This is a genomic window from Celeribacter naphthalenivorans (assembly GCF_020524585.1).
In the GTDB taxonomy this organism is placed as follows: Bacteria; Pseudomonadota; Alphaproteobacteria; order Rhodobacterales; family Rhodobacteraceae; genus Celeribacter; species Celeribacter naphthalenivorans.
This window is the reverse complement of sequence record NZ_JAIVLK010000001.1, coordinates 709,772-730,573: the sequence shown is the minus strand read 5'-3', so window position 1 is coordinate 730,573 and position 20,802 is coordinate 709,772. Positions and strand designations below refer to the sequence as shown.

The window sequence follows — 20,802 nt, the reverse complement described above, 5'->3', positions numbered from 1 at the left end:
GCGCTCTTTTTCAAAATGGAAATCGACCCTGATCACCGTGCCAGCGGGTGCCCCTGCGGAGCTTTGCCGTCCGGTCAGGGACAAAAAGCGAACCCCGAGAGTGTCTCGGGGCCTGCTCTGATGCCTTGCCCCGGCTGCATTTCGCAGGATCCGGGGCAACGTGAGTGCCGCATCGACTGTCGGCTGACCGAAATCAGCCGACACATCCCGCATCACTCTGCGGAAACAGCCGCGACGTTGTTCGGATGCGTCGTCCAGTTGGCATAGTCGCCGACCGGCTTGCCCGTCCGCTCGTCCATGTCGCCTTTTTCAAGCGTTTTCATAGTGATACAGCCCTCGACCGGACAGACATTGACGCAGAGGTTACAGGCCACACATTCATCGTCCTTGACGGTAAAGGTGCGATCAAGGCTCATCTCGATGGCCTGGTGCGAGGTGTCCTCACAGGCCGCATAACAGCGCCCGCAGTTGATGCAGTCGTCCTGATTGATCACCGCTTTGGTGACGTGGTTGAGGTTGAGATATTGCCAATCCGTCACGTTGGGCGTGGCTTTCCCGACCAGATCGGAGAGCGCCATTTCCTTTTCGTCGAGGTATTGGCTCAGCCCCGAAATCATCTCCTGAACGATTTTGAAGCCATAGGTCATCGCCGCCGTACAGACCTGCACATTGCCCGCGCCAAGCGCCATGAACTCCGCCGCATCGCGCCAGGTGGTCACGCCGCCAATGCCCGAGATCGGCAGCTTCGCCGTCGCCGGGTTGCGGGCAATTTCAGCCACCATATTCATCGCGATCGGTTTCACCGCCGGGCCGCAATAGCCGCCGTGGGTGCCTTTGCCGTCGATCATCGGCTCGGGCGAGAAGGCATCGAGGTTCACCGAAGTGATCGAGTTGATCGTGTTGATCAGCGACACCGCATCGGCGCCTCCACGCAGGGCCGCCTCCGCCGGGTAGAGAATATTGGTGATGTTGGGCGTCAGTTTCACGATCACCGGAAGGTCGGTCGATTCTTTGCACCAGCGCGTCACCATCTCGATATATTCCGGCACCTGCCCCACGGCGGAGCCCATACCGCGTTCGGCCATGCCATGCGGACAGCCAAAGTTCAGCTCGAACCCGTCACACCCCGTCTCGGCAATGCGCGGAATGATGTTCTTCCAGCTGTCGGCATCGCAAGGCACCATGACCGAGGCGATCAGCGCCCGATCCGGGTAGTCCTTTTTCACCCGCGTCATCTCTTCGAGGTTCACCTCCAGCGGACGGTCGGTGATCAGCTCGATATTGTTCAGCCCCAGCAACCGGCGGTCCGCGCCATGAATGGCCCCGTAACGCGGCCCGTTGACGTTGACGACCGGCGGACCTTCTTCGCCGAGCGTCTTCCAGACCACACCGCCCCACCCGGCCTCAAAGGCGCGGCGGACGTTGTATTCCTTGTCGGTCGGCGGCGCGGAGGCCAGCCAAAAGGGGTTCGGGCTTGTGATGCCACAAAAGGTGCTTGTCAAATCGGCCATGGCTCAGCCCTCCATCAGCTTGGCGTGGATGTCTTCGGCGGCGTCGCGTCCCTCGGACACCGCGGTCACGGTCAGGTCTTCGCCGCCCGAGGCACAGTCACCCCCGGCCCAGACGCCCGCAATCGAGGTGCGGCCCACGGCGTCCACCGCGATCTTGCCGCCGGTGATTTCGATACCTTCGGGCGCACCGTCCAGCGTCTGGCCGATGGCCTTGAACAGTTGATCGGCAGGCAAGCGGAAGGTCTCGCCAGTGCCTTTCAGGCTGCCGCCCGCCTCGGAGGTGTATTCGAACTCGACCTCCTCGACCGCGCCCTCGCCGTAGACCGCAACGGGCGCCGCATTGTAGAAAATCTGCACACCTTTCGAGGCGGCGAGTTCCTGTTCATACTCGGAGGCCGACATGCTGGCGCGGCCCCGGCGATAGACCATCGAGACGTTCTGAGCGCCCAGAAGTTTCGCCTGCACGGCCGCGTCCACGGCGGTCATCCCGCCGCCGATCACCACGACATTGCGGCCCACCGGCAGTTTCGAGAGGTCTTCGGCCTGACGCAGTTCAGAGATGAAATCCACCGCATCGAGCACGCCGTCGGTCTCTTCGCCCTCGGCGCGGAGCGCGTTGACGCCCGCCAAGCCGATGGCGAGGAACACGGCGTCGTAGTCGGCTTTCAAACCTTCGAGCGTCAGACCGTCGCCAAGCTTTTTGCCGGTCTCGACGGTGATCCCGCCGATCTGCATGAGCCAATCGACCTCTTTCTGGGCGTAGCCATCGGGCGCCTTGTAGGAGGCGATCCCGTATTCATTGAGCCCGCCGGATTTCGGGCGCGCATCGAACATCACGACGTCATGGCCCTTCATCGCCAGACGATGCGCCGCCGCCAGACCCGCAGGCCCCGCGCCCACCACGGCGACGGTTTTGCCGGTCGCCTCGGCACGGGTGTAAGGATGAATGCCTTTCGCCATCAGCGTGTCGGTGGCGTAGCGTTGCAAACGCCCGATCTCGACCGGCTTGCCCTCCGCGATCTCGCGCACACAGACCTCTTCGCAAAGCGTTTCCGTCGGACAGACCCGCGCGCACATACCGCCCAGAATGTTCTGATCGAAAATCGTCTTGGCCGCCGCCTCGGGCGTGCCAGTCATGATCTGGCGAATAAACAGGGGCACGTCGATCGAGGTCGAACAGGCCGTCATGCAAGGCGCGTCATGGCAGAAATAACACCGATCTGCGGCGACGAGCGCCTCGTGATCATCGAGCACCGGGTGCAGATCGGAAAACTGCGCGGCATAGCTCTCCTCGGGCAGGCGTCCGGCGGTGATGCCGGGCGTCAGCGGGCTGTTGGTCATCGGGCTTGCTCCCTGTTGGCTTGCTTTTATTGGTGACTCGAGCGTGGCAGGCTTCAATTTTTTATCAAGCGGTAAAATTTATGATCCGGTTATTTTCGGTCTTATCCCGCTCTTCACGCCGCATAATCATGCGCGAACGCCCAAAACATAGGCAGAGTTTGCGCCATTCTCCCCGGGTCAGGGTCGGTTATCGGGTTTTCACGCAACGTCACAAGGCCTATATACGAACGCAGAAGATCAATCAGCCCGGGCTCGAACGGACTGCCACATCTGGCACCCAAACGAGACCTGAGCGGCCCAAAACCGAGTTGAACATATGACAAAGCAAAACGACGCCGACGTGGCTTTCATTCAGGCATTGGCAGAACTCCTGAGCGCCAACGAGCTCACCGAACTCGAAGTCATGCGCGAATATGGCGACAATGACAGCCTCAACGTCCGCGTGAGCCGCGCCGCCCCTCAGGTCATTCAGACCGTGGCCGCAGCAGCCCCCGCGCCTGTCGCCGCCGCCGCTCCGGTGGCCGCAGCAGCTGCACCCGCAGCCCCCGCTGCCGACGCAGGTGATCCGGCCAACGATCCGAACGCAGTGCCCTCGCCGATGGTCGGCACCGCCTATCTCGCCGCTGAACCGGGTGCTGCGCCCTTCGTGAAAGTGGGAGACAAAGTCTCCGAAGGTCAGACGGTTCTGATCGTCGAAGCCATGAAAACCATGAACCACATCCCCGCTCCGAAATCCGGGACCGTGAAACGCGTCCTCGTGGACGACGGCACCCCGGTCGAATTCGGCGCCCCTCTGATGATCATCGAATAAGGGGTTTGTCGATGTTCGATAAAATCCTCATCGCCAACCGAGGCGAGATCGCGTTGCGGGTGATCCGCGCCTGTCGCGAGATGGGCATCCAATCGGTGGCCGTCCACTCGACAGCGGACGCGGATGCCATGCATGTGCGGATGGCCGACGAGGCCGTCTGTATCGGCCCGAACAGCTCGGCCCAGTCCTACCTGAACTTCCCGGCCATCATCGCGGCCTGTGAAATCACCGGCGCGCAGGCGATCCATCCCGGCTATGGCTTTCTGTCTGAGAACGCCGCGTTCGTGCAGATCGTCGAAGATCACGACCTGACCTTCATCGGGCCCTCCGCCGAGCACATCCGCCAGATGGGCGACAAGATCACCGCGAAAGAGACCGCCGAGAAACTGGGCATCCCCGTGGTCCCCGGCTCCAAAGGCGGCGTTCCCGATGTGGCGACGGCCAAGACAACCGCCGCCGACATGGGCTATCCGGTCATCATCAAAGCCACCGCCGGTGGCGGCGGGCGCGGCATGAAAGTGGCGCTCAACGAGGCCGAGCTTGAGGTTGCCTTCCGCACCGCGCGCTCCGAGGCAAAAGCCGCCTTCGGCAATGACGAGGTCTATATGGAGAAATATCTCCAAAAGCCGCGTCACATCGAAGTGCAGGTCTTTGGCGACGGTCAGGGCGGCGGCGTCCACCTTGGCGAGCGCGATTGTTCGCTTCAGCGCCGTCACCAGAAGGTGTTCGAAGAAGCCCCCGGCCCCTCGATCTCCCCCGAAGAGCGCGCCCGTATCGGCGGCATCTGTGCCAAGGCCATCGCGGAGATGGGCTATAAAGGTGCGGGCACGATCGAGTTTCTCTATGAGGACGGCGAGTTCTATTTCATCGAGATGAACACTCGTCTTCAGGTGGAACACCCGGTCACCGAGGCCGTGTTTGGCCAAGACCTCGTGCGCGAACAGATCCTTGTCGCTTCGGGCGAAAAACTGTCCTTCAGCCAAGACGATCTGAATCTGAACGGTCACGCCATCGAGGTTCGGATCAACGCCGAGCGTCTGCCGAATTTCACCCCCTGCCCCGGCAAGATCACGCAGTATCACGCGCCGGGCGGCCTGGGGGTTCGGATGGATTCCGGGCTCTATGACGGCTATTCGATCCCGCCCTATTACGACAGCTTGATCGGCAAGCTGATCGTGCATGGTCGCGACCGGCCCGAAGCCTTGGCGCGTCTCAACCGCGCTCTGGGCGAGCTGATCGTCGATGGTGTCGACACCACGATCCCACTGTTCCACGCGCTGTTGCAGGAAGAGGATGTGCTTACGGGCAATTACAACATCCACTGGCTGGAAAAATGGCTCGAGGCCAATCTCGGCTAACCTGAGACGTCGCTAAAGTTTGAAGGGCCGCGTGTGATGCGCGGCCTTTTCTTTTGCCCGCGTCCACGTCACATTCACCGCCATGAACCACGTCGAATTGACCCCGGAATTGATCCTGCAAGCCTATGCCAATGGGGTCTTTCCCATGGCGGAATCACGCGAGGATGAGAGCCTCTTTTGGGTCGATCCCCGCGAGCGCGGCATCATCCCTTTGGACGGGTTTCACATCTCGCGCTCTTTGGCCCGGCTGATCCGGCAAGAGCGCTACCGCGTGAGTTTTGATCAGGCTTTTGAGGCCGTGATGGAAGGATGTGCAGACCGCGACGAGACCTGGATCAACGATACGATTTTCGACCTATACACCGAGCTGCACGAGATGGGGTTTGGCCATTCCGTCGAGCTATGGGACGGGGATCGGCTGGTCGGCGGCACCTATGGCTTGGCCTTGGGCACGGCATTTTTCGGCGAAAGCATGTTCTCGCGTGTGCCCAGTGCCTCAAAAATCGTGCTGGCCTATCTGGTCGCCCATCTCAAACGCTCAGGCTTCACGCTCTTCGACACGCAATTCTTGACCGAGCATCTCGCAAGCCTCGGCGGCATCGAAATTCCCCGCTCGCAATATCGCTCACTCCTGAGCAACGCCTTGACAACACGGGCAGATTTCACGGCTCACACGGAGCGCTTGACGCCTCAGGACGTGCTGCAGCTCAGGGGCCAGATGTCGTAACGCGGATGATCCATGGCGTTCAAAGCCGGGCTTGAGGCGACCATCCAGCCGGAAAACACCGGTGCTTCGTCGCCTTGGGCGCGGACCACGAGATAGGCATAGGCATTGCCCGAGGGGTTGTCCTCGGGGTAGCGGCAATCGCCCAGAAACACCTCGATCCGGCCGAAAACCTGCGTGCCGCCGGTCTCTAGCGTCAGATCAGCGACTTGGCCGGTCAGCTTGTCGAGCGCGCGCACCGTCGCCCCGGAGGCGGAGACAACATTTTCCTGCAACTCGGTGGTGATGTCCTTCAGCTCTTGCTGAAAGCCCTCATTGGGCAGGTTTTGCAGGTCTTCGAGCGACAGCCCGCCAGCCCCAAAACCGCCGACCTCGCCCCCCTCTTCCAAGGGTTGGATGATGATCTCATCAAGACCGGTTTCCAGATCGTCGTTGAACCCGCCGTCCTGCGCCCAGACGGGCGTGCTCAAGACCATGGCTGCAATGAAGGCCGCGCGACGGATCATTCCGTGGCTCCGTCGTCGCCGCTGCCGGTCACGAATTTCAGCAAGAGGTTGATCAGGCTCACGGAGCCTTGGGTGTCCGCGATCACTTGGCCGTCCTCGAAATTGAACATCGAACCGCCGGGCACGAGTTCGACGAAATTGCCGCCCAAAAGCCCCTCGGACGAGATCATCGCCGCCGTGTCATCCGGCAGCGCAACATCGCCGTCGAGCGTCAGTTTGGCTTCGGCGCGGAAGCTGTCGCGGTTGAGATCGAGCGCCGTGACGGTGCCGATCTTGACGCCAGCGAGGCGCACATCGGTGCCGGTCGAGATGCCTTCGGCAGAGCGGAAGGAGGCGGTGAGTTGGTAGTGCTCGGACGCGCCAGCGCCGAACCCGGTGATCTGGCCCGCATAGACCAGAAACCCCAAGGCCAGCGCCACAACGCCTGCGCCCACCGCAACTTCTGTCGGATTTTCGGCCATTATTCGGGCTGCCACGCCTCGTAATCGCGCCGCTCAATCGGCTTGGCCTGACGGATCGAACCCGCAGGCGCATAGGCTGCCACGGTGCCAGTCAGGTTTTCGACGTGTTCTTTTTCCCAAATCTTGTGCTCAAGCGCCTCATGACCCGGGTGGTTCGCGAAGGTGTGGTGCAGCCAGCCGTGCCAGTCCGGGCTGATCCGGGAGGCTTCGACATCGCCGTTGTAGATCACCCAGCGACGGCTATCGTCTTTGTTGCGGAAAAAGGCATTGCCCTGAGCATCTTCGCCGACTTTGATGCCGTGACGCCATGTGAAAAGCTGCGTCCCGATGGTTTGACCTTTCCACCAGATCACCCCCCGCAGTGCCGTGTTCAAAATCCCCATGACGGTGTCACCTTTCGAATTTCGCTTGGTTCTTTCTATGAACCATCCGGACGCGGAGGTCCAGAGGGCAGCCGCTGCCCGCCCCGCCTTTTCCTGCTGAATTCCGCTTCACATTCCGGTGGCAAAGCAAAGCCCCGCCGACGGGAACCGCAGCGGGGCTTGCAAATCGTTCGGACGTATCCCTTAGGACGCGGTCTTTTCCTTGGCGTCGTCCTCTGAGTAGATCATCAGAGGTTTCGCCTCGGACATAACGGCCTCTTCGTTGACGACCACCTCGGTCACATTGTCCATGCCCGGAAGCTCGAACATCGTGTCCAGAAGGATGTCTTCGAGGATCGAACGCAGACCGCGCGCGCCGGTTTTGCGCTCGATGGCGCGTTTGGCGATGGCCGTGAGCGCCTCTTCGGTGAAGGTCAGGTCGGTGTCTTCCAACTCGAACAGACGCTGATACTGTTTCACCAGAGCGTTTTTCGGCTGGGTCAAGATAGTGACCAACGCATCCTCATCGAGATCTTCGAGCGTCGCCAGAACCGGCAGACGGCCGACGAATTCCGGGATCAGGCCGAATTTCAACAGATCTTCGGGCTCGAGCTCTTTGAACAGCTCGCCCACGCCACGGTCATCGTCGTTTTTCACATCGGCGCCAAAGCCCATTGCGGTGCCTTTGTTGCGCTGTGCGATGATGCGATCGAGGCCGGCAAAAGCGCCACCACAGATGAACAGGATGTTCGTGGTGTCGACTTGCAGGAATTCCTGCTGCGGATGCTTGCGCCCGCCCTGCGGCGGCACGGAGGCGACGGTGCCTTCCATGATTTTCAGCAAAGCCTGCTGCACCCCCTCGCCCGACACGTCGCGGGTGATCGAGGGGTTGTCGGATTTGCGCGTGATCTTGTCGACCTCGTCGATATAGACGATGCCGCGTTGCGCCCGTTCGACGTTATACTCAGACGCCTGCAACAGCTTGAGAATGATGTTCTCGACATCTTCGCCCACATAACCCGCCTCAGTCAGCGTGGTCGCATCGGCCATGGTGAAAGGCACATCGAGGATGCGCGCCAGTGTCTGAGCCAGAAGCGTTTTACCGCAACCGGTCGGGCCGATCAGCAGGATGTTCGATTTCGCAAGCTCAATGTCCCCCGCGCCTTTGGCGGCGTGGTTGAGACGCTTGTAATGGTTGTGCACAGCCACAGAGAGCACGCGTTTCGCGGTCGCCTGGCCGATGACATAGTCATCGAGCACCTGACAAATCTCTTTCGGCGAAGGCACACCTTCGGAGGATTTCAGACCCGAAGTCTTGGTCTCCTCGCGGATGATGTCCATGCACAACTCGACGCATTCGTCACAGATGAACACGGTCGGCCCCGCAATCAGTTTGCGCACCTCGTGCTGGCTCTTGCCGCAGAACGAGCAGTAGAGCGTGTTTTTGCTGTCACCACCGGACGAATTGCTCATCACATTCCCCTGAGCCTCAGGCTCTCTTGCGTTGTGCTTTGACCTATAGGCCCATCGGGGGCCAGCCGGTCAAAGAGCGATATTTGACAGAGTGTAGGACAGCCGTTTTTCGGGCACAATGGCAAAATCTCTCTGCCCCAACACCCGATTTGACGGCTCTCCCCGAGATTGAAGAGAGGGCGCATCGACCCGGTCAGGCCGAGACGCCCATCATTTTATTCCGCGAGCGGCGCGCGGCTTTCGACGATCTCGTCGATCAGACCGAAGTCTTTCGCGTCCTCGGGCGACATGAAATTGTCGCGCTCAAGCGCATCGACGATGGTCTGGAATTCCTGACCCGTGTGCTTCACGTAGATCTGGTTCAAACGATCCTTGAGCTTTTGGGTCTCTTGCGCGTGGATCATGATGTCGGTCGCCTGACCTTGGTAGCCACCGGACGGCTGGTGCACCATGACGCGGGAGTTGGGCAGCGAGAAACGCATGCCTTTTTCGCCAGCGGTCAGCAAAAGCGAGCCCATGGAGGCCGCCTGCCCCATCACCAGCGTCGAGACCTTCGGACGGATGTACTGCATCGTGTCGTAGATCGACAGGCCGGAGGTCACCACACCGCCCGGGCTGTTGATATACATGGCGATTTCTTTTTTCGGGTTTTCCGCCTCAAGGAACAGAAGCTGGGCGCAGATCAGCGACGACATGCCATCATGCACCGGGCCGTTGAGGAAGATGATGCGCTCTTTCAAGAGGCGCGAGAAGATGTCGTAGGCGCGTTCGCCGCGGCTCGTCTGCTCGACCACCATGGGAACGAGCGTGTTCATATAGGTATCAATCGGATCTTTCATCGGGCCCTGCCTGTTGCTTCATCTGATGTGTTAGCGCGGAAGTGTTACCCAAGTCTTAGTAGCGGACCGGGGGGGCTGCAAGAGCACCCGGGACCTGTCGCGGAATTCAGCGCTCACCTTCTTGGCAAGCGGCTGTGAATACGCGCCAAACACGGGATATAAAACCATATAAAAACAGCTACTTATTCTTAATTCACACTCTGATAACCCTATTGGGCAAAGCGACAAAATCAGAGGTGTTGCCGCTTTGCCTCAAATTTAGACAAAATTTTCGCAAAATTTTATCGACCTGTGATTACATGACAGGTCACGCCACCAAAGACGGCAAAGCCACCAGGTGGTTGTCCCAGGCCAGACCCGGCACGGCGTTCAGAGGCGACATGCCCTCTTTGAGGGCCAAAAGCGCGCCAAAGCCATCGGAGCCGAGATAGCCCTCTCCCATCGGCGCCAGCCCGCAAATATCACCACGCAGCACGGCGCCCAAGAAAGAGCCATCGGGCGCAAAACGATGCATCCGACCGCCGCGCGGTGAGGTGATCGCCACTTCGGACCCATCGCCCGCAAAGGCAATCGAGCCCGCGTAGCCCTTCATCGCATATTGCTCGGCCAAATCGGCCTCCGGCAAACGCACCTCCTCGCCGCGGCGATGCAACCCGATCAGGGGCACCACCTCCGTCTCATCGCCTTCCCACTGCATGGCAAAAGCCACCTGATCGTCCGCACCGATCGCGAGGTGGCGGATCGAGTTCTGATGCAACTCAGGCGCCAGAACCAGTTTCTCTTCGAGGGCAAAACTCGCAGAGAGATAGGCAAGCGAAGGCTCCATCTCGTCAATGTTGAGCTTTTGCCGCCCCTCGCCAATATCCGGGTGGGTAAAGATGCCGCCATTGGCGACCACCAAAGTGCCATCAGACAGTGCGCGGATGTCGTGCGGGCCGATGCCATGCGTGGCGACTTCGCCAACCCGGGCATAGTTCTTGGCGCGGTCCCAAATGCCCAAAACGCCCTTTTTCTCGGCGTAATTGTTCTCCGGCGTCACCAAAAGCGCGCCGTCGTTCACGAACAACCCATGCCCCATGAAATGCCGCCCCTCGGGGGCATCCAGCCGATGGGTGATCTTGCCGGTGGCACAGTTCACCACCACGGCGAAGGTGCCGGGACGACGCGCGAAAGCCACCGCCTCAGGCTTGGTCGGGTGAGCGGCGGCGGCGTGGCCACGGGCGGGCAAAGGCGCGCGGAACAGAATCTGCGCCGCCGCGTCCAAGCCATAGAGGGCATAATCGCCATTGGTGTCCTTGGCCGCACCAAGAAAGGCGGGCGATCCGGCATCGGCCCAGCTCAGACGGGGCACGAGAGTTGCGGCCAGAGCCGCCTTGAGAAAGTTACGACGTGTGCTCATAGGAATATTTCCAGTTTCTTGTTTTTATTGAGGAAACGGCGATGTTCAATCGCCGCCCTTAGTCGCCATCAGAGGAATTGAACCCGGCGGAGACCCCCAGGGGGGCGCCGACCTCATTGGCGAGATTGCCCATGAGTCCGGTGATATTCTGGCCGATGATCTCGATCTTCAACCGCCCCATCGGATCGCCCGCACCCGCGAAAGACGGATCATTCAGCGCCTCCGTGAGAGCGATGGTTTTCGCGAAAGCCTCCTCCGAAAGCGGCATCTCGCCCGGCGCCAGATTGCGCGCCAGATCGCGGGCGGCTTCGAGTTGCAGGATCACATTGCGCTCGGAGCGGCCAGAACGGCGCGCCTCGGCGCGTTCGGGACGCGGTTTGTCAAAAGTGCCGATGGGCCGCCCGATGCGCTGATCCTTGGTGTTTTCCAAAGACGCCATCAACATAGTGTAAAGCGCCTGAACGCTTTCCTCTTGCGACAGATAGAGCGGCTGAGGCGCCTCCCCGGCCATCAAGAGCGTCTGGGCGAACCCATCGGGCGCGTTCCATTCGGCTTTGATCTCTGCGGCCATGCGGTGCAAGTCGTGGGTGATGGCTTGGACGAGGTGGCAGGAATAGCTGTCCTCGGCATAACCGTCGAACTGATCGTCAAAGAGCATATATTCCAGCGCAAAGAGACCGCGCACGGCGATGGAGGCGTCGGCGAAGGCCTCGGGCGTCTCGACCACCGGGTCCTGATCCGCGATATAGCCCGAGAGCGTGCGCGGGATCATGCCCTTTTTGTCGGGCCAAAAGGCGATGGCGAGGATGCGGCCGTTTTTCTCAATTGGCCCCATGTGCAGATGTTGCAGGCCCATCCAAGCATCAAAAGCCACGTCATAGGCGGGTTTCACATTGCCCGGCAGGCAATTGGCCTCCGTCACATCCGCCAGAAATGCCGTCGCGACATCGAAACGATCAACCGCTGGAATGGTGTGCTGGTTCACCGCGCGGCTCAGCGCCTCGTCCAAAGGCGCGGCCATCGCGGGCGCGAGCGGAACAGACAGGGCAAGCGAGAGACCAAGCGAGACGCAAAAGGCGGAGAGATGACGCATGTGAACTCCTGTGGTGGGCCTCCTAGAGGCTTTCGAGAAAACGAATGAGCGCGGCGCGATCTTCGGGCGGCATCTCCACCACGGCGTCGCGGGCCCCTTGGGCCTCGCCGCCATGCCAAAGCACCGCTTCCAAGAGCGTGCGCGCACGTCCGTCATGAAGATAGCTCGTAGGCCCTGAAACGCGCGCCGTCAAACCGATCCCCCACAAAGGCGCCGTGCGCCACTCCCGGCCGGTGGCGCGATGTTCCGGGCGATGATCGGCCAGCCCCTCGCCCATATCGTGCAGCAACAGGTCGGTGTAGGGCCAAATCAGCTGGAACGAGCGCGGGGCGTCCTCCCCCTCGGTGAGCCGGGCGGTGACGTGTTTCGGGGTATGGCAGGCGGCGCATCCGGCCTCGGAAAACATCTCTTTGCCGCGCAGGACCTCGGGATCATCCACGTCGCGACGCATGGGCACCGCGAGGTTTCTCGCGTAAAACGTCACCAAATCCATGCCGGTCTGGTCGATCTCATCGCCGCGCGCGTCACCTGCGCCATGGGGAGCCGCGAGGCAGTCCACCTGTTCCGCCGTGCAATCGCCCGCAGGCGCAGGAAAGAGCGGAGAGGAAATGCCGATGTCGCCGTGAAAGGCCGCAGCGGATTGTTCCTCGACCGTCGGCTCACCGGCTTTCCAGCCAAACCGCCCCAACATGGGGGCATCAAAATGCCGTGACCAGACCAGGTTGGGCCGCCCGGAGATGCCGTCACCGTCACGATCCTCGGGGTCGGCCAGTGCGAGAATGTCTGCGGAGGGAATCGCCTCCAAAAGCCCCAGCCCGATCATCGGGTTGGCGATCCGGGGGGAAGTTTGCAGGTCGTCGGGCAGAGGCCCGTAGCCCGGATTGCTGATGCTATAGGTCGGCTGACGCAGGGTGACGACCTCACCGCCCGCGAGTGTGACGGGGATGTCCTGATAGGCAATCTCCATCCGGCCTTCGGGGGCGAAACCGACCAGCGCCAGGTCTTGTAACTGGCCGCCATAGCCCGGCACGGGACGCGTGCGTGGCGTGGCCTTGCCTCCGTCGAGTTGCGCCAGATAGGCCTCAAGCGCGCTCAGAGGCGCGTCACCTGCTGGCACGGAGAGGCGCAGGAACATCGAGGTGCGGTCGTCCTCTGCGTGCTCGGGCGGATGGCCGCGCCCGTCGTTGACGTGGCAACGCTGGCAGGAGCGCGCATTATAAAGCGGCCCCAAGCCGTCGGAGGCCTTGGTGGAGGACGGCGAGGAGACCCAGAGCTTGGCAAAGAGCGCATTGCCCAGTTCGAAATCCAGTTTCTTCTCAAAGGGCAGCGTCGCGGGCGGCAAGGTGAAGGCCGTGTCATCGCCCGGATCGGCAACAGTGCCCGCGCCGCCTTGGTTGGCCTCGAAGGCTTCGGCTTTGGTAAAATCCGTTGCGGGTGCGATGACGGCGGCAATCCGCGCGCGCTCGGCCTCCGTGCGAGGCACGGTGGACAGATGCAGGTCAGTTATCGGGAGTTGGTCGCCAAAGGCACCCTGCCCCATAAGGGACAGGGCCAAAAGCAAAGAGGCCTTACTCGGCTTCGTCCATCGAAGCTGCATTGAGCAGCGCATAGCCTTGCTCGCCAAGACGGGCGTAGAGGTCGAGCTGGGTTTCGAGAAAATCAACATGGCCTTCCTCGTCGGCGATCAACTCTTCGAACAGCGATTTCGACACATGGTCGCCGACAGATTCACAATAGCTGCGCGCCTCATTGTAGAGTGTCAGCGCGTCATGCTCGCCAGCGAGATCCGCCTCGAGCGTTTCTTTCGGGGTTTCGCCGATCCGCAGGGGGTCGAGCTTTTGCAAATTCGGGTGGCCTTCGAGAAAGATGATCCGGTCGATCAGCTTGTCGGCGTGGTTCATCTCTTCGATGCTTTCCTCGCGCGATTTCTTGGCCATCTTCGCCAGACCCCAATCGGCCTGAAGTCGGTAGTGCAGCCAATATTGAGAAACGGCTGTCAGTTCGGACCGGAGTGCTGCGTTCAGGTACTCAATGACCTTGGCGTCGCCTTTCATGGAATTATCCTCTCTTGCGGTGGTCTTTCAGCCCGCGCAATTCGGCAGGCACCTTGAGGTTATCATTCTGACGCATAGAGGAAAGGAAAAGCGACATGCAGCCGCCGCAATCGGGGGTTTTCCCCAAAGCGCGGTAGACTTTGCCCGGGGTGATGATCGTCTCAGGGTCCGAGGCCCGCATCCAGTCGATGGCGGCATGGATGTCGCGGTCGGTGATGGCATTGCAGGAACAGACGATCATGATCTCGGCTCTCGTTGGAGTGGAAAAGGCGGCCCTTCGCAAGGGCCACCTCTCTCGTATTTACTGGAAAACAGCGTCCGGGTTGTCGAGGCTGTCAGAGCCTTCGACCTCGATCTCGGTGGCCGAGAGCACAGTCACGGCGCGCTCGATCTCGCGGGTCTGGGCAACAAGCGCGTCCACGGCGGACATGATCAGCTCTTCGCCCGCTTCATTGCCGCGTGCCAGCATCTGGTCGTAGGAGAACCCGGCTTCTGCTGCCGCCTTGATCTGGCCCAACTCAACCATCGTGTGGTTCAGCGCGTGGCCCAGATCGTTCGCGAGGCCAGCGTCTTTCTCGGCCAAAAGGCTGGCGAGGCTCTCGCCTTTCACCTGCGTGCCATCGACGCGCATGTATTTGCCGAAATAGACGTTGTGAATGCCCATGCCGTCATAGAAGTGCGAGTTGTGGGTGTTGTCGGAGAAGCAATCGTGCTCTTCTTCGGGGTCGTTCAGCATGACGCCAAGCTTCATGCGCTCGCCCGCCTGTTCGCCGTAAGACAGCGAGCCCATACCGGTGAGCATCGCGGTGATGCCCGCCGCCGGATCGCTCACGACAGCTGCGCGCGCGTCGCCGCCTTCGGCCCATTGTGCTTCCATATATTCCAGATCGGAAACCAAAAGTTTGGTCGCGGAGACGAGGTATTCGGCGCGGCGGTCACAATTGCCGCCGGTGCAGTTGTCGCCGGTCAGGTAATCGGTGTAAGGACGTGCGCCCGCGCCGTGATCGGTGCCGTTCAGGTCCTGCCCCCAGAGCAGGAATTCGATGGCGTGATAGCCGGTCGCCACATTGGCCTCGACCTCATCGGCCTCGTGCAGCGTCTCGGCGAGAAACTCGGGCGTGATCGCGGAGGCGTCCACGGTTTCGCCCGACAGCTCGAAAGACGGCGTGGCGATGACGTTCAGGGCCGCCAGCGGGTTCTCGTCGGTCGCACCACCGTAAGAGCCATCCACATAGTCGATCAGCCCCTCATCAAGCGGCCAAGCGTTCACCTTGCCTTCCCAGTCATCGACAATCGGGTTGCCGAAGCGGAAGACCTCGGATTGCTGATAGGGCACGCGGGCCTCGATCCACGCGGCTTTGGCAGCAGCCAGCGTCACGTCGGAGGGGGACGCGACGAAATCCGCGATGGCGGCGTCCAATTCCTGCGCCTTGATCAGGCTGTCGCCATAGACGGCGTGGGCCATATCGGCGTAGGTGCTCACCACTTCGGCTTCGCCCGCAAAAGCGGCGGCCGGAAGTGTGGCTGCGATCATGGCCGTCATCATACGTTTCATGTGGTCTTGTCCCTCTGTCTCCCCCACCTTGGTCCTAACGGCGGGGCCTTCCAATCTGCGCGCGGTGACACGCCTGACACTATATAAGGGATTAACTGACTTCTTTGGTCAGATATGTCAATCCTGATTGTTTTAATAGGAATATGACAGAGGCGTCAGAGGGCCTGCGAAAACCGCATGACCCTCTCGTTTTCGCTTTTCAGTCAAGCGTTTGACGATAGCGTCGCAAAGCAATCGCCACGACCACCACAAGGATCACGACAATCGCCATCATATTGCCGGCCACCTCCGGCAGCCCCCCGCCCTTGAGCATCACCTTGCGCACGAGGCGCAGGAAATGCGTTGCGGGAATCGCCGTGCCGAGGCTCTGCGCCCAGCCGGGCATGGCGGAAAACGGGAACATGAAGCCGGACAAAAGAACCGTCGGCAGGATGGTGAAAAATGACAGCTGCATCGCCTGCATCTGGGTCCGGGCCACGGTCGAGACCAGAAATCCGATGGCGAGATTGACGATGATATAGAGGTTAAAGCCCAGAAAAAACGCCAGAAACGAACCCGAGAACGGCACATTGAACAGCACCCGCGCGGCGATCAGAAACACGAAGGTTTGCACGTATCCTACGAAAACATAGGGCAAAATCTTGCCCAGCATCACCTCGGCGGCGGTCACAGGCGTGGCGATCAGGCTTTCCATCGTGCCTTTTTCCGTCTCGCGCACGATGGCCACCGCCGTGATCAGGATCATCGTCATCGACAGGATCACCGCCAAAAGCCCCGGCACGATGTTGATCGAGGTTTCCTCCGACGGATTGAACGCCCGGTGCACCACAAGCTCGAACGGCGGCTCGGAGCCTGCTGCGAAGGACAAAGGCCCCGAGAGGCTCTGTTTCATCGCCGTCTCGACCACGCCGTTCATCGCGCCAATCGCACCGCCCGCCGCCACCGGATCGGAGGCATCGACGGTCAGCAAAATTTCCGGGCTCAGCCCCCGGATCATGTCGCGTTCGAAGCCCGGCGGCACGGTCAGGATCACCGTCGCCGTGCCGTCTTTCAACGCCTCGGCGCTCTCTAACTCAGAGGTCACAATGCCAATGAAATCAAAGTAATCCGAGGTGTCCATCGCCGCCGTCAGGCTGCGCACCACGGGGCTCTCATCCGCCACCTCGATCAACGTCGGCAGGTTGTGCGGATCGGTGTCGATGGCATAGCCAAAGAGCAAAAGCTGCATCACCGGCATGCCGATCATCATCGCAAAGGTCACGCGGTCGCGCTTCATCTGGATGAATTCCTTGATCAGCACGCCGAGAAATCGGGTCCATGAAAACAGACGGTTCATTGGACCTCCTCCTGGGCCGCGCCGAAATTGTCCTTCGCGCCCGCCATGAGATAGATAAACGCCTCTTCAAGACCCGCCTTTTTCGCCTGCCAATCGTAGTCCCCACCCGCCTCGCGCGCCGCCAAAGCATCCAGCGCCGCCTTGTCCGTCCCCGACACATGCAGCTCCGCGCCGAAACGGATCACCTGCCCGGCGCCGTCCTCCTGTTTCAACCGCTCTTCCAAGGCACTCAGATCGGGACCTTTGACCACATAGGTCGACAGCCCGATGGTCGTCGGGATGTCTTCTGCGGCGCCATCGATCAGCTTTTTGCCATAGGCGATATAGGCGATGTGATCGCATTGCACCGCCTCGTCCATATAATGTGTGGACACCAGAACCGTCACACCTTTGGCCGCCAAACGTCTGATTTCGTCCCAAAAATCCCGCCGCGCCTTGGGGTCAACCCCGGCGGTCGGCTCGTCCAAAAGCAAGAGATCGGGATTGTGGATCGTACAGGCGGCCAGCGCCAAGCGTTGTTTCCAGCCCCCCGAAAGCGTGCCCGCCAATTGCCCCGCGCGGCCCTCAAGCCCGAGATCACGCACCGCCTCTTCGACCAGTTTCCGCCGCCCCGGCATCCCGAACATCCGCGCGACGAAATCGAGGTTTTCGGCAATAGTGAGGTCTTCGTAGAGCGAAAACTTCTGCGTCATGTAGCCGACGCGTTTCTTGATCTCGCGGCTCTCTTTGAGAATGTCGAGACCAAGGCACTGCCCCGCGCCGCCATCCGGCGTCAAAAGCCCGCACATCATGCGGATCGTCGTGGTTTTGCCCGACCCGTTCGGCCCGAGAAAGCCGTAAATCGCACCTTTTTTGACCTCCATATCGAAGTCATCCACGACTTTGCGGTCGCCAAAGACCTTGGTCAGACCCGTGACCGAGATAGCCACATCGTCCATGGCTCACTCCTTCACTGCGGCGGAAGCATCGACCGTGATCGGCTGTCCCGGCAACACCCCCTGCGGGTCGATCACCTCGGCCTCGATGCGGTAGACGAGCCGTCCGCGTTCGGCCTTGGTGTAGAGGATCGGCGGCGTGTATTGCGGGTCAGAGGCCAGCCGCGTGATCTTGGCGCTCAGCCCCGGCGCACAGCCCTCGCAAGACAACGCCACCACATCGCCGGGGCTCAGATCGGCGCGCTCATATTCGGGCACGAAGAACAGCGCGGTCATCTGGCCCGGCGGCAAGAGCGACACCACGGGCACGCCGCTGGCGGCCACTTCGCCCGCCTCGAAGAACACCTTTTCCACCTGTCCCGTGACCGGCGCGTAGACCTTGCGGTCGTCCAGATCGGAGCGCGCCAGATCGACCTGCGCGCGGGCCGCCTCCACCGCCGCTTCGGCCGCCAGCCGTTCGGCATCGCGGGCGGGCAACTCGGCCACTTTCAATTCGGCCTCAAGCCGCGTCACGGAGGCCTGCGCCTCATCCACGGCGGCCTGTTGATCGTCCACCGTGGCCTGTGTCGTGGCCCCGCGCGCCAAAAGCGTTTCCGAGCGTGTCAGCCGCGTCTGTGCAATATCGAGCGCCACGCGGGCTTGATTGAGCGAGGCGCGGATCACATCCGTTTCCGCCTGCCGCGAGCCGGTCGAGAGGTTCTCAAACTGCGCCTCGGCCTGCGCCAGTTGCGCCTCGGCAGAACGGAGTGCTGCGCGGGGTTGATCGTCATCCAAAGCAAAAATCAGCGCGCCTTTGGCGACCTGATCGCCCTCAGAGACCGCGATAGTGTCGATCCGCCCGCCCGAGGCCGGCGCCGCATAGGTGAAATCGCCCTCGATATAGCCGTCGTAGACATAGGGCGGCGTGTCGAGGAAACCCGGATAGATCGCCGCGATGACAGAGGCCAGCCAGCTTGGAAGATCAGCCATTTTGCGGCTCCTTTTCGGTATGAGGATCGGTTGAGAGAGGCTCGAGGCCCGCAAAGAGCAGGGTCAGATGGGTGTCGATGAGATCGGGAATGCGCAGGTCTTTGGGCCGGTCACTGTCGGGCCAGATGTCGAACACATCCGCCAAAAGCACATGCATGAGAAATGGTCCAAGCACACAGCGCACGGCCATGTCGGGATCAACCTCGCGGATATAGCCGCCCTCCATGCCCTGCCGAAACAGCGCAACCAGAGCAGGCAAGGCGCGGCCGATGACGCGCTCGCGATACATCGTGGCAAGTTTTGGATGCGTCGGCGCCTCGCGGATCACCAGCTTCGGCACGGCCAGAACGCGCGGGTCAGACATGCGCGCCATGAACAAAGGCGCGATCTGGCGCAGAATCTCGCGCGGATCGCCTTTAAAGCCGCCGATCTGGTCGACCACCTCGCCCACGATCACGCCGACAGCCCGGTCCACCAGCGCCTCGATCACCGCGTCTTTCGAGGAAAAATAGAGATAGACCGCGCCTTTCGAGACCCCCGCCCGCGTGGCGATCTCCTCGACCCTTGTGCGGTCGAACCCCTTCTCCACAAAGAGATCCAAGGCGGCGTCGAGGATTTCATCCGGGCGCGCCTCTTTGCGGCGGCGAAATTTTGGGGCCGCCTCTGGCGTTGTGTCTTCGGACATCCGGACCTCCCGAGTCGTCGCGGCTTTAACTAACTGACCAGTCATTTAGTTAAATTCAGCATAGAAGTAAAGTCCGAACCCTAGACCCCAAACGCAAGTCTCCTGCGCAACGCCCCAAAGATGCCCATCCCCTGAGACATTTCGCGCCAATTAAACAGGCAAGAAAATCATAGCGGTGCACGACGACCGCATCACGCCGCCGTCCGCGTATATCGCGAGACTGACGGCGCGCAGCGCTATCGTCAGCTCACCCAAAGGCGTCCCGAATAGGCTGCGGAGATTTTGGAACGGGAGCAATCGGGCGGCCTCGACAAATACCGCATTAATGAGGAATTTGACGAACTGGAAAAAGGCCCGGACCCGAACCAAGCGATGCGAACGGGGGTCATTTTGAGACCCCTGACCTTGGTCAGAAAACATACCTGACCAAAGTCAGATAATGGAATTTTCTTTAATCGCTAAACCAATTGAGCGATCCCTATCGCCCGTAAACTCAGCAAATTCGCCTGCCCCACAGGCCTGCGCCAAGCCGATATTTTGCCTCAAATCGGTCACGCATTTCGAAAACATCCTGAAAACTCACACGTAAAAGTGACTCCTCTGCCGGAACAGCTTGCGTTTTTATGTGTTTGACCTAGGAAGGTGAAATTCGAGGCTGCCACCTCATCCATCACTACGCTCTGCTCAGTCGTAAAGGAATTCGTCATGTTAACCCGTCGCCATTTCATCCAAACCTCCACCGCGCTGTTTGGCGCCACGGCACTTGGAACGGTGGCTGCCACGCCCGCCATGGCCGCCACCAAAAGCGATTGGGACCGCTGGGATGCGCAGGTGACGCCTGCGGATTTCAACCTCGAGACCACGAACCCCTGGGGTCTGCACAGCCGGTTCCTGCCGCGTCGCGTCGAGGCGAAAGACGGTCTGCGGACGGGCGACATCCATGTCGATGCCGTTGCGCGCTACCTCTACCTCGTCGAAGACGGCGGCACCGCGATGCGCTACGGCGTGGCGATCGGGCGGGACGGGCTTTACACGCCCGGCACCTACACGATCCGCCGCAAGGCGAAATGGCCGAGCTGGACGCCGACCCCCGCGATGATCAAACGTGAGCCGGAAACCTACGCGCAATTTGCCGACGGCATGGACCCGGGCCCGCGCAACGCCTTGGGGTCTCGCGCGCTCTATCTCTATGTCGGCAATCGCGACACCTATCTGCGCATCCACGGCACGCCCTACCCGCGGTCCATCGGCACCCGCGCCAGCTCCGGCTGTGTGCGCATGGTGATGGCGCATGTCATTGATCTTTATGACCGGGCAAACACCGGCGTAACCGCGCATCTCTACCCGGCAGAGCATTACGTCACCGCGACCAGCTAAGCGCCCCGGCCAA

Annotated in this window: 21 protein-coding genes; 4 read left to right on the top strand and 17 right to left on the bottom strand. The window is 60.9% G+C overall.

The annotated features are described in order from the left end of the window. Window positions 1–212: 212 nt before the first annotated feature. Complete coding sequence (preA, locus tag LC094_RS03505) at window positions 213–1,511, bottom strand: NAD-dependent dihydropyrimidine dehydrogenase subunit PreA (protein WP_226550307.1); 1,299 nt, start codon at window positions 1,509–1,511, stop codon at window positions 213–215. 3 nt (window positions 1,512–1,514) lie between these two features. Continuing rightward, window positions 1,515–2,852: an NAD(P)-dependent oxidoreductase gene (locus tag LC094_RS03500; protein ID WP_226550304.1), complete on the bottom strand. Its 1,338-nt coding sequence runs from the start codon at window positions 2,850–2,852 to the stop codon at window positions 1,515–1,517. A 316-nt stretch (window positions 2,853–3,168) separates the two neighbouring features. Here LC094_RS03500 and accB point away from each other — a divergent pair, with 316 nt between their 5' ends. From accB to aat, 3 genes are all read left to right on the top strand, one after another. After that, entirely contained in the window at window positions 3,169–3,663 is a 495-nt protein-coding gene (gene accB, locus LC094_RS03495) for an acetyl-CoA carboxylase biotin carboxyl carrier protein (RefSeq protein WP_226550302.1), read from the top strand. 11 nt (window positions 3,664–3,674) lie between these two features. After that, window positions 3,675–5,021 carry an acetyl-CoA carboxylase biotin carboxylase subunit gene (gene accC / locus LC094_RS03490; RefSeq protein WP_226550300.1) on the top strand — a complete coding sequence of 449 codons (1,347 nt, stop codon included), beginning with the start codon at window positions 3,675–3,677 and terminating at the stop codon, window positions 5,019–5,021. 82 nt (window positions 5,022–5,103) lie between these two features. Beyond that, window positions 5,104–5,748, top strand: coding sequence for a leucyl/phenylalanyl-tRNA--protein transferase (aat, locus tag LC094_RS03485; protein WP_226550299.1), 645 nt, complete (start codon window positions 5,104–5,106; stop codon window positions 5,746–5,748). On the opposite strand, the gene LC094_RS03480 is transcribed toward aat, so the two are convergent. From LC094_RS03480 to LC094_RS03410, 15 genes are all read right to left on the bottom strand, one after another. Next, a complete protein-coding gene (locus LC094_RS03480; protein WP_226550298.1) occupies window positions 5,712–6,251 on the bottom strand; it encodes a DUF2155 domain-containing protein in 540 nt (179 codons plus the stop codon). The two genes, aat and LC094_RS03480, sit on opposite strands and share 37 nt — an antisense overlap. After that, window positions 6,248–6,712, bottom strand: coding sequence for an outer membrane lipid asymmetry maintenance protein MlaD (mlaD, locus tag LC094_RS03475; RefSeq protein WP_226550297.1), 465 nt, complete (start codon window positions 6,710–6,712; stop codon window positions 6,248–6,250). The genes LC094_RS03480 and mlaD overlap by 4 nt, the downstream gene beginning before the upstream one ends. Continuing rightward, the gene (locus tag LC094_RS03470) at window positions 6,712–7,095 is read right to left on the bottom strand and encodes an NADH:ubiquinone oxidoreductase subunit NDUFA12 (RefSeq protein WP_226550296.1); all 384 of its coding nucleotides are present in this window, start codon (window positions 7,093–7,095) and stop codon (window positions 6,712–6,714) included. The genes mlaD and LC094_RS03470 overlap by 1 nt, the downstream gene beginning before the upstream one ends. 183 nt (window positions 7,096–7,278) lie before the next feature. Continuing rightward, window positions 7,279–8,547: an ATP-dependent Clp protease ATP-binding subunit ClpX gene (clpX, locus tag LC094_RS03465; RefSeq protein ID WP_226550295.1), complete on the bottom strand. Its 1,269-nt coding sequence runs from the start codon at window positions 8,545–8,547 to the stop codon at window positions 7,279–7,281. Window positions 8,548–8,762: 215 nt separating this feature from the next. After that, window positions 8,763–9,386: an ATP-dependent Clp protease proteolytic subunit gene (locus tag LC094_RS03460; protein ID WP_226550294.1), complete on the bottom strand. Its 624-nt coding sequence runs from the start codon at window positions 9,384–9,386 to the stop codon at window positions 8,763–8,765. A 307-nt stretch (window positions 9,387–9,693) separates the two neighbouring features. Continuing rightward, window positions 9,694–10,785 carry a DUF1513 domain-containing protein gene (locus LC094_RS03455; RefSeq protein ID WP_226550293.1) on the bottom strand — a complete coding sequence of 364 codons (1,092 nt, stop codon included), beginning with the start codon at window positions 10,783–10,785 and terminating at the stop codon, window positions 9,694–9,696. Between the two features lie 58 nt (window positions 10,786–10,843). After that, window positions 10,844–11,878, bottom strand: coding sequence for an imelysin family protein (locus LC094_RS03450; protein ID WP_226550290.1), 1,035 nt, complete (start codon window positions 11,876–11,878; stop codon window positions 10,844–10,846). 22 nt (window positions 11,879–11,900) lie between these two features. After that, the gene (locus LC094_RS03445; RefSeq protein WP_226550355.1) at window positions 11,901–13,418 is read right to left on the bottom strand and encodes a di-heme oxidoreductase family protein; all 1,518 of its coding nucleotides are present in this window, start codon (window positions 13,416–13,418) and stop codon (window positions 11,901–11,903) included. Between the two features lie 28 nt (window positions 13,419–13,446). Continuing rightward, window positions 13,447–13,932 carry a bacterioferritin gene (bfr, locus tag LC094_RS03440; RefSeq protein WP_226550288.1) on the bottom strand — a complete coding sequence of 162 codons (486 nt, stop codon included), beginning with the start codon at window positions 13,930–13,932 and terminating at the stop codon, window positions 13,447–13,449. A 4-nt stretch (window positions 13,933–13,936) separates the two neighbouring features. After that, window positions 13,937–14,173, bottom strand: coding sequence for a (2Fe-2S)-binding protein (locus LC094_RS03435; protein WP_226550287.1), 237 nt, complete (start codon window positions 14,171–14,173; stop codon window positions 13,937–13,939). Window positions 14,174–14,233: 60 nt separating this feature from the next. Further along, the gene (locus tag LC094_RS03430) at window positions 14,234–15,487 is read right to left on the bottom strand and encodes an imelysin family protein (protein WP_226550286.1); all 1,254 of its coding nucleotides are present in this window, start codon (window positions 15,485–15,487) and stop codon (window positions 14,234–14,236) included. Between the two features lie 199 nt (window positions 15,488–15,686). Beyond that, a complete protein-coding gene (locus LC094_RS03425) occupies window positions 15,687–16,823 on the bottom strand; it encodes an ABC transporter permease (RefSeq protein WP_226550285.1) in 1,137 nt (378 codons plus the stop codon). Next, window positions 16,820–17,761 (bottom strand): ABC transporter ATP-binding protein, encoded by a 942-nt coding sequence (locus LC094_RS03420; RefSeq protein WP_226550284.1) that lies wholly within the window; start codon window positions 17,759–17,761, stop codon window positions 16,820–16,822. The genes LC094_RS03425 and LC094_RS03420 overlap by 4 nt, the downstream gene beginning before the upstream one ends. Window positions 17,762–17,764: 3 nt before the next feature. After that, a complete protein-coding gene (locus tag LC094_RS03415) occupies window positions 17,765–18,727 on the bottom strand; it encodes an HlyD family secretion protein (RefSeq protein ID WP_226550283.1) in 963 nt (320 codons plus the stop codon). Then, on the bottom strand, window positions 18,720–19,412 hold the full coding sequence (locus LC094_RS03410) for a TetR/AcrR family transcriptional regulator (RefSeq protein ID WP_226550281.1): 693 nt from the start codon (window positions 19,410–19,412) through the stop codon (window positions 18,720–18,722). Before LC094_RS03410 ends, LC094_RS03415 begins: the two co-directional genes overlap by 8 nt. A 705-nt stretch (window positions 19,413–20,117) precedes the next feature. Here LC094_RS03410 and LC094_RS03405 point away from each other — a divergent pair. After that, window positions 20,118–20,789 (top strand): L,D-transpeptidase, encoded by a 672-nt coding sequence (locus tag LC094_RS03405; protein ID WP_226550279.1) that lies wholly within the window; start codon window positions 20,118–20,120, stop codon window positions 20,787–20,789. Window positions 20,790–20,802 lie beyond the last annotated feature (13 nt).

What these genes read in the sequence shown, in the direction of transcription:
- LC094_RS03415 (WP_226550283.1), bottom strand. Translation starts at nt 18,727, where the DNA reads ATGGCTGATCTTCCAAGCTGGCTGGCCTCTGTCATCGCGGCGATCTAT.
- mlaD (WP_226550297.1), bottom strand. Translation starts at nt 6,712, where the DNA reads ATGGCCGAAAATCCGACAGAAGTTGCGGTGGGCGCAGGCGTTGTGGCG.
- LC094_RS03410 (WP_226550281.1), bottom strand. Translation starts at nt 19,412, where the DNA reads ATGTCCGAAGACACAACGCCAGAGGCGGCCCCAAAATTTCGCCGCCGC.
- LC094_RS03430 (WP_226550286.1), bottom strand. Translation starts at nt 15,487, where the DNA reads ATGAAACGTATGATGACGGCCATGATCGCAGCCACACTTCCGGCCGCC.
- LC094_RS03405 (WP_226550279.1), top strand. Translation starts at nt 20,118, where the DNA reads ATGTTAACCCGTCGCCATTTCATCCAAACCTCCACCGCGCTGTTTGGC.
- accC (WP_226550300.1), top strand. Translation starts at nt 3,675, where the DNA reads ATGTTCGATAAAATCCTCATCGCCAACCGAGGCGAGATCGCGTTGCGG.
- LC094_RS03445 (WP_226550355.1), bottom strand. Translation starts at nt 13,418, where the DNA reads ATGGGGCAGGGTGCCTTTGGCGACCAACTCCCGATAACTGACCTGCAT.
- preA (WP_226550307.1), bottom strand. Translation starts at nt 1,511, where the DNA reads ATGGCCGATTTGACAAGCACCTTTTGTGGCATCACAAGCCCGAACCCC.
- LC094_RS03470 (WP_226550296.1), bottom strand. Translation starts at nt 7,095, where the DNA reads ATGGGGATTTTGAACACGGCACTGCGGGGGGTGATCTGGTGGAAAGGT.
- LC094_RS03460 (WP_226550294.1), bottom strand. Translation starts at nt 9,386, where the DNA reads ATGAAAGATCCGATTGATACCTATATGAACACGCTCGTTCCCATGGTG.
- LC094_RS03455 (WP_226550293.1), bottom strand. Translation starts at nt 10,785, where the DNA reads ATGAGCACACGTCGTAACTTTCTCAAGGCGGCTCTGGCCGCAACTCTC.
- aat (WP_226550299.1), top strand. Translation starts at nt 5,104, where the DNA reads ATGAACCACGTCGAATTGACCCCGGAATTGATCCTGCAAGCCTATGCC.
- clpX (WP_226550295.1), bottom strand. Translation starts at nt 8,547, where the DNA reads ATGAGCAATTCGTCCGGTGGTGACAGCAAAAACACGCTCTACTGCTCG.
- LC094_RS03435 (WP_226550287.1), bottom strand. Translation starts at nt 14,173, where the DNA reads ATGATCGTCTGTTCCTGCAATGCCATCACCGACCGCGACATCCATGCC.
- accB (WP_226550302.1), top strand. Translation starts at nt 3,169, where the DNA reads ATGACAAAGCAAAACGACGCCGACGTGGCTTTCATTCAGGCATTGGCA.
- LC094_RS03420 (WP_226550284.1), bottom strand. Translation starts at nt 17,761, where the DNA reads ATGGACGATGTGGCTATCTCGGTCACGGGTCTGACCAAGGTCTTTGGC.
- LC094_RS03450 (WP_226550290.1), bottom strand. Translation starts at nt 11,878, where the DNA reads ATGCGTCATCTCTCCGCCTTTTGCGTCTCGCTTGGTCTCTCGCTTGCC.
- LC094_RS03480 (WP_226550298.1), bottom strand. Translation starts at nt 6,251, where the DNA reads ATGATCCGTCGCGCGGCCTTCATTGCAGCCATGGTCTTGAGCACGCCC.
- bfr (WP_226550288.1), bottom strand. Translation starts at nt 13,932, where the DNA reads ATGAAAGGCGACGCCAAGGTCATTGAGTACCTGAACGCAGCACTCCGG.
- LC094_RS03500 (WP_226550304.1), bottom strand. Translation starts at nt 2,852, where the DNA reads ATGACCAACAGCCCGCTGACGCCCGGCATCACCGCCGGACGCCTGCCC.
- LC094_RS03425 (WP_226550285.1), bottom strand. Translation starts at nt 16,823, where the DNA reads ATGAACCGTCTGTTTTCATGGACCCGATTTCTCGGCGTGCTGATCAAG.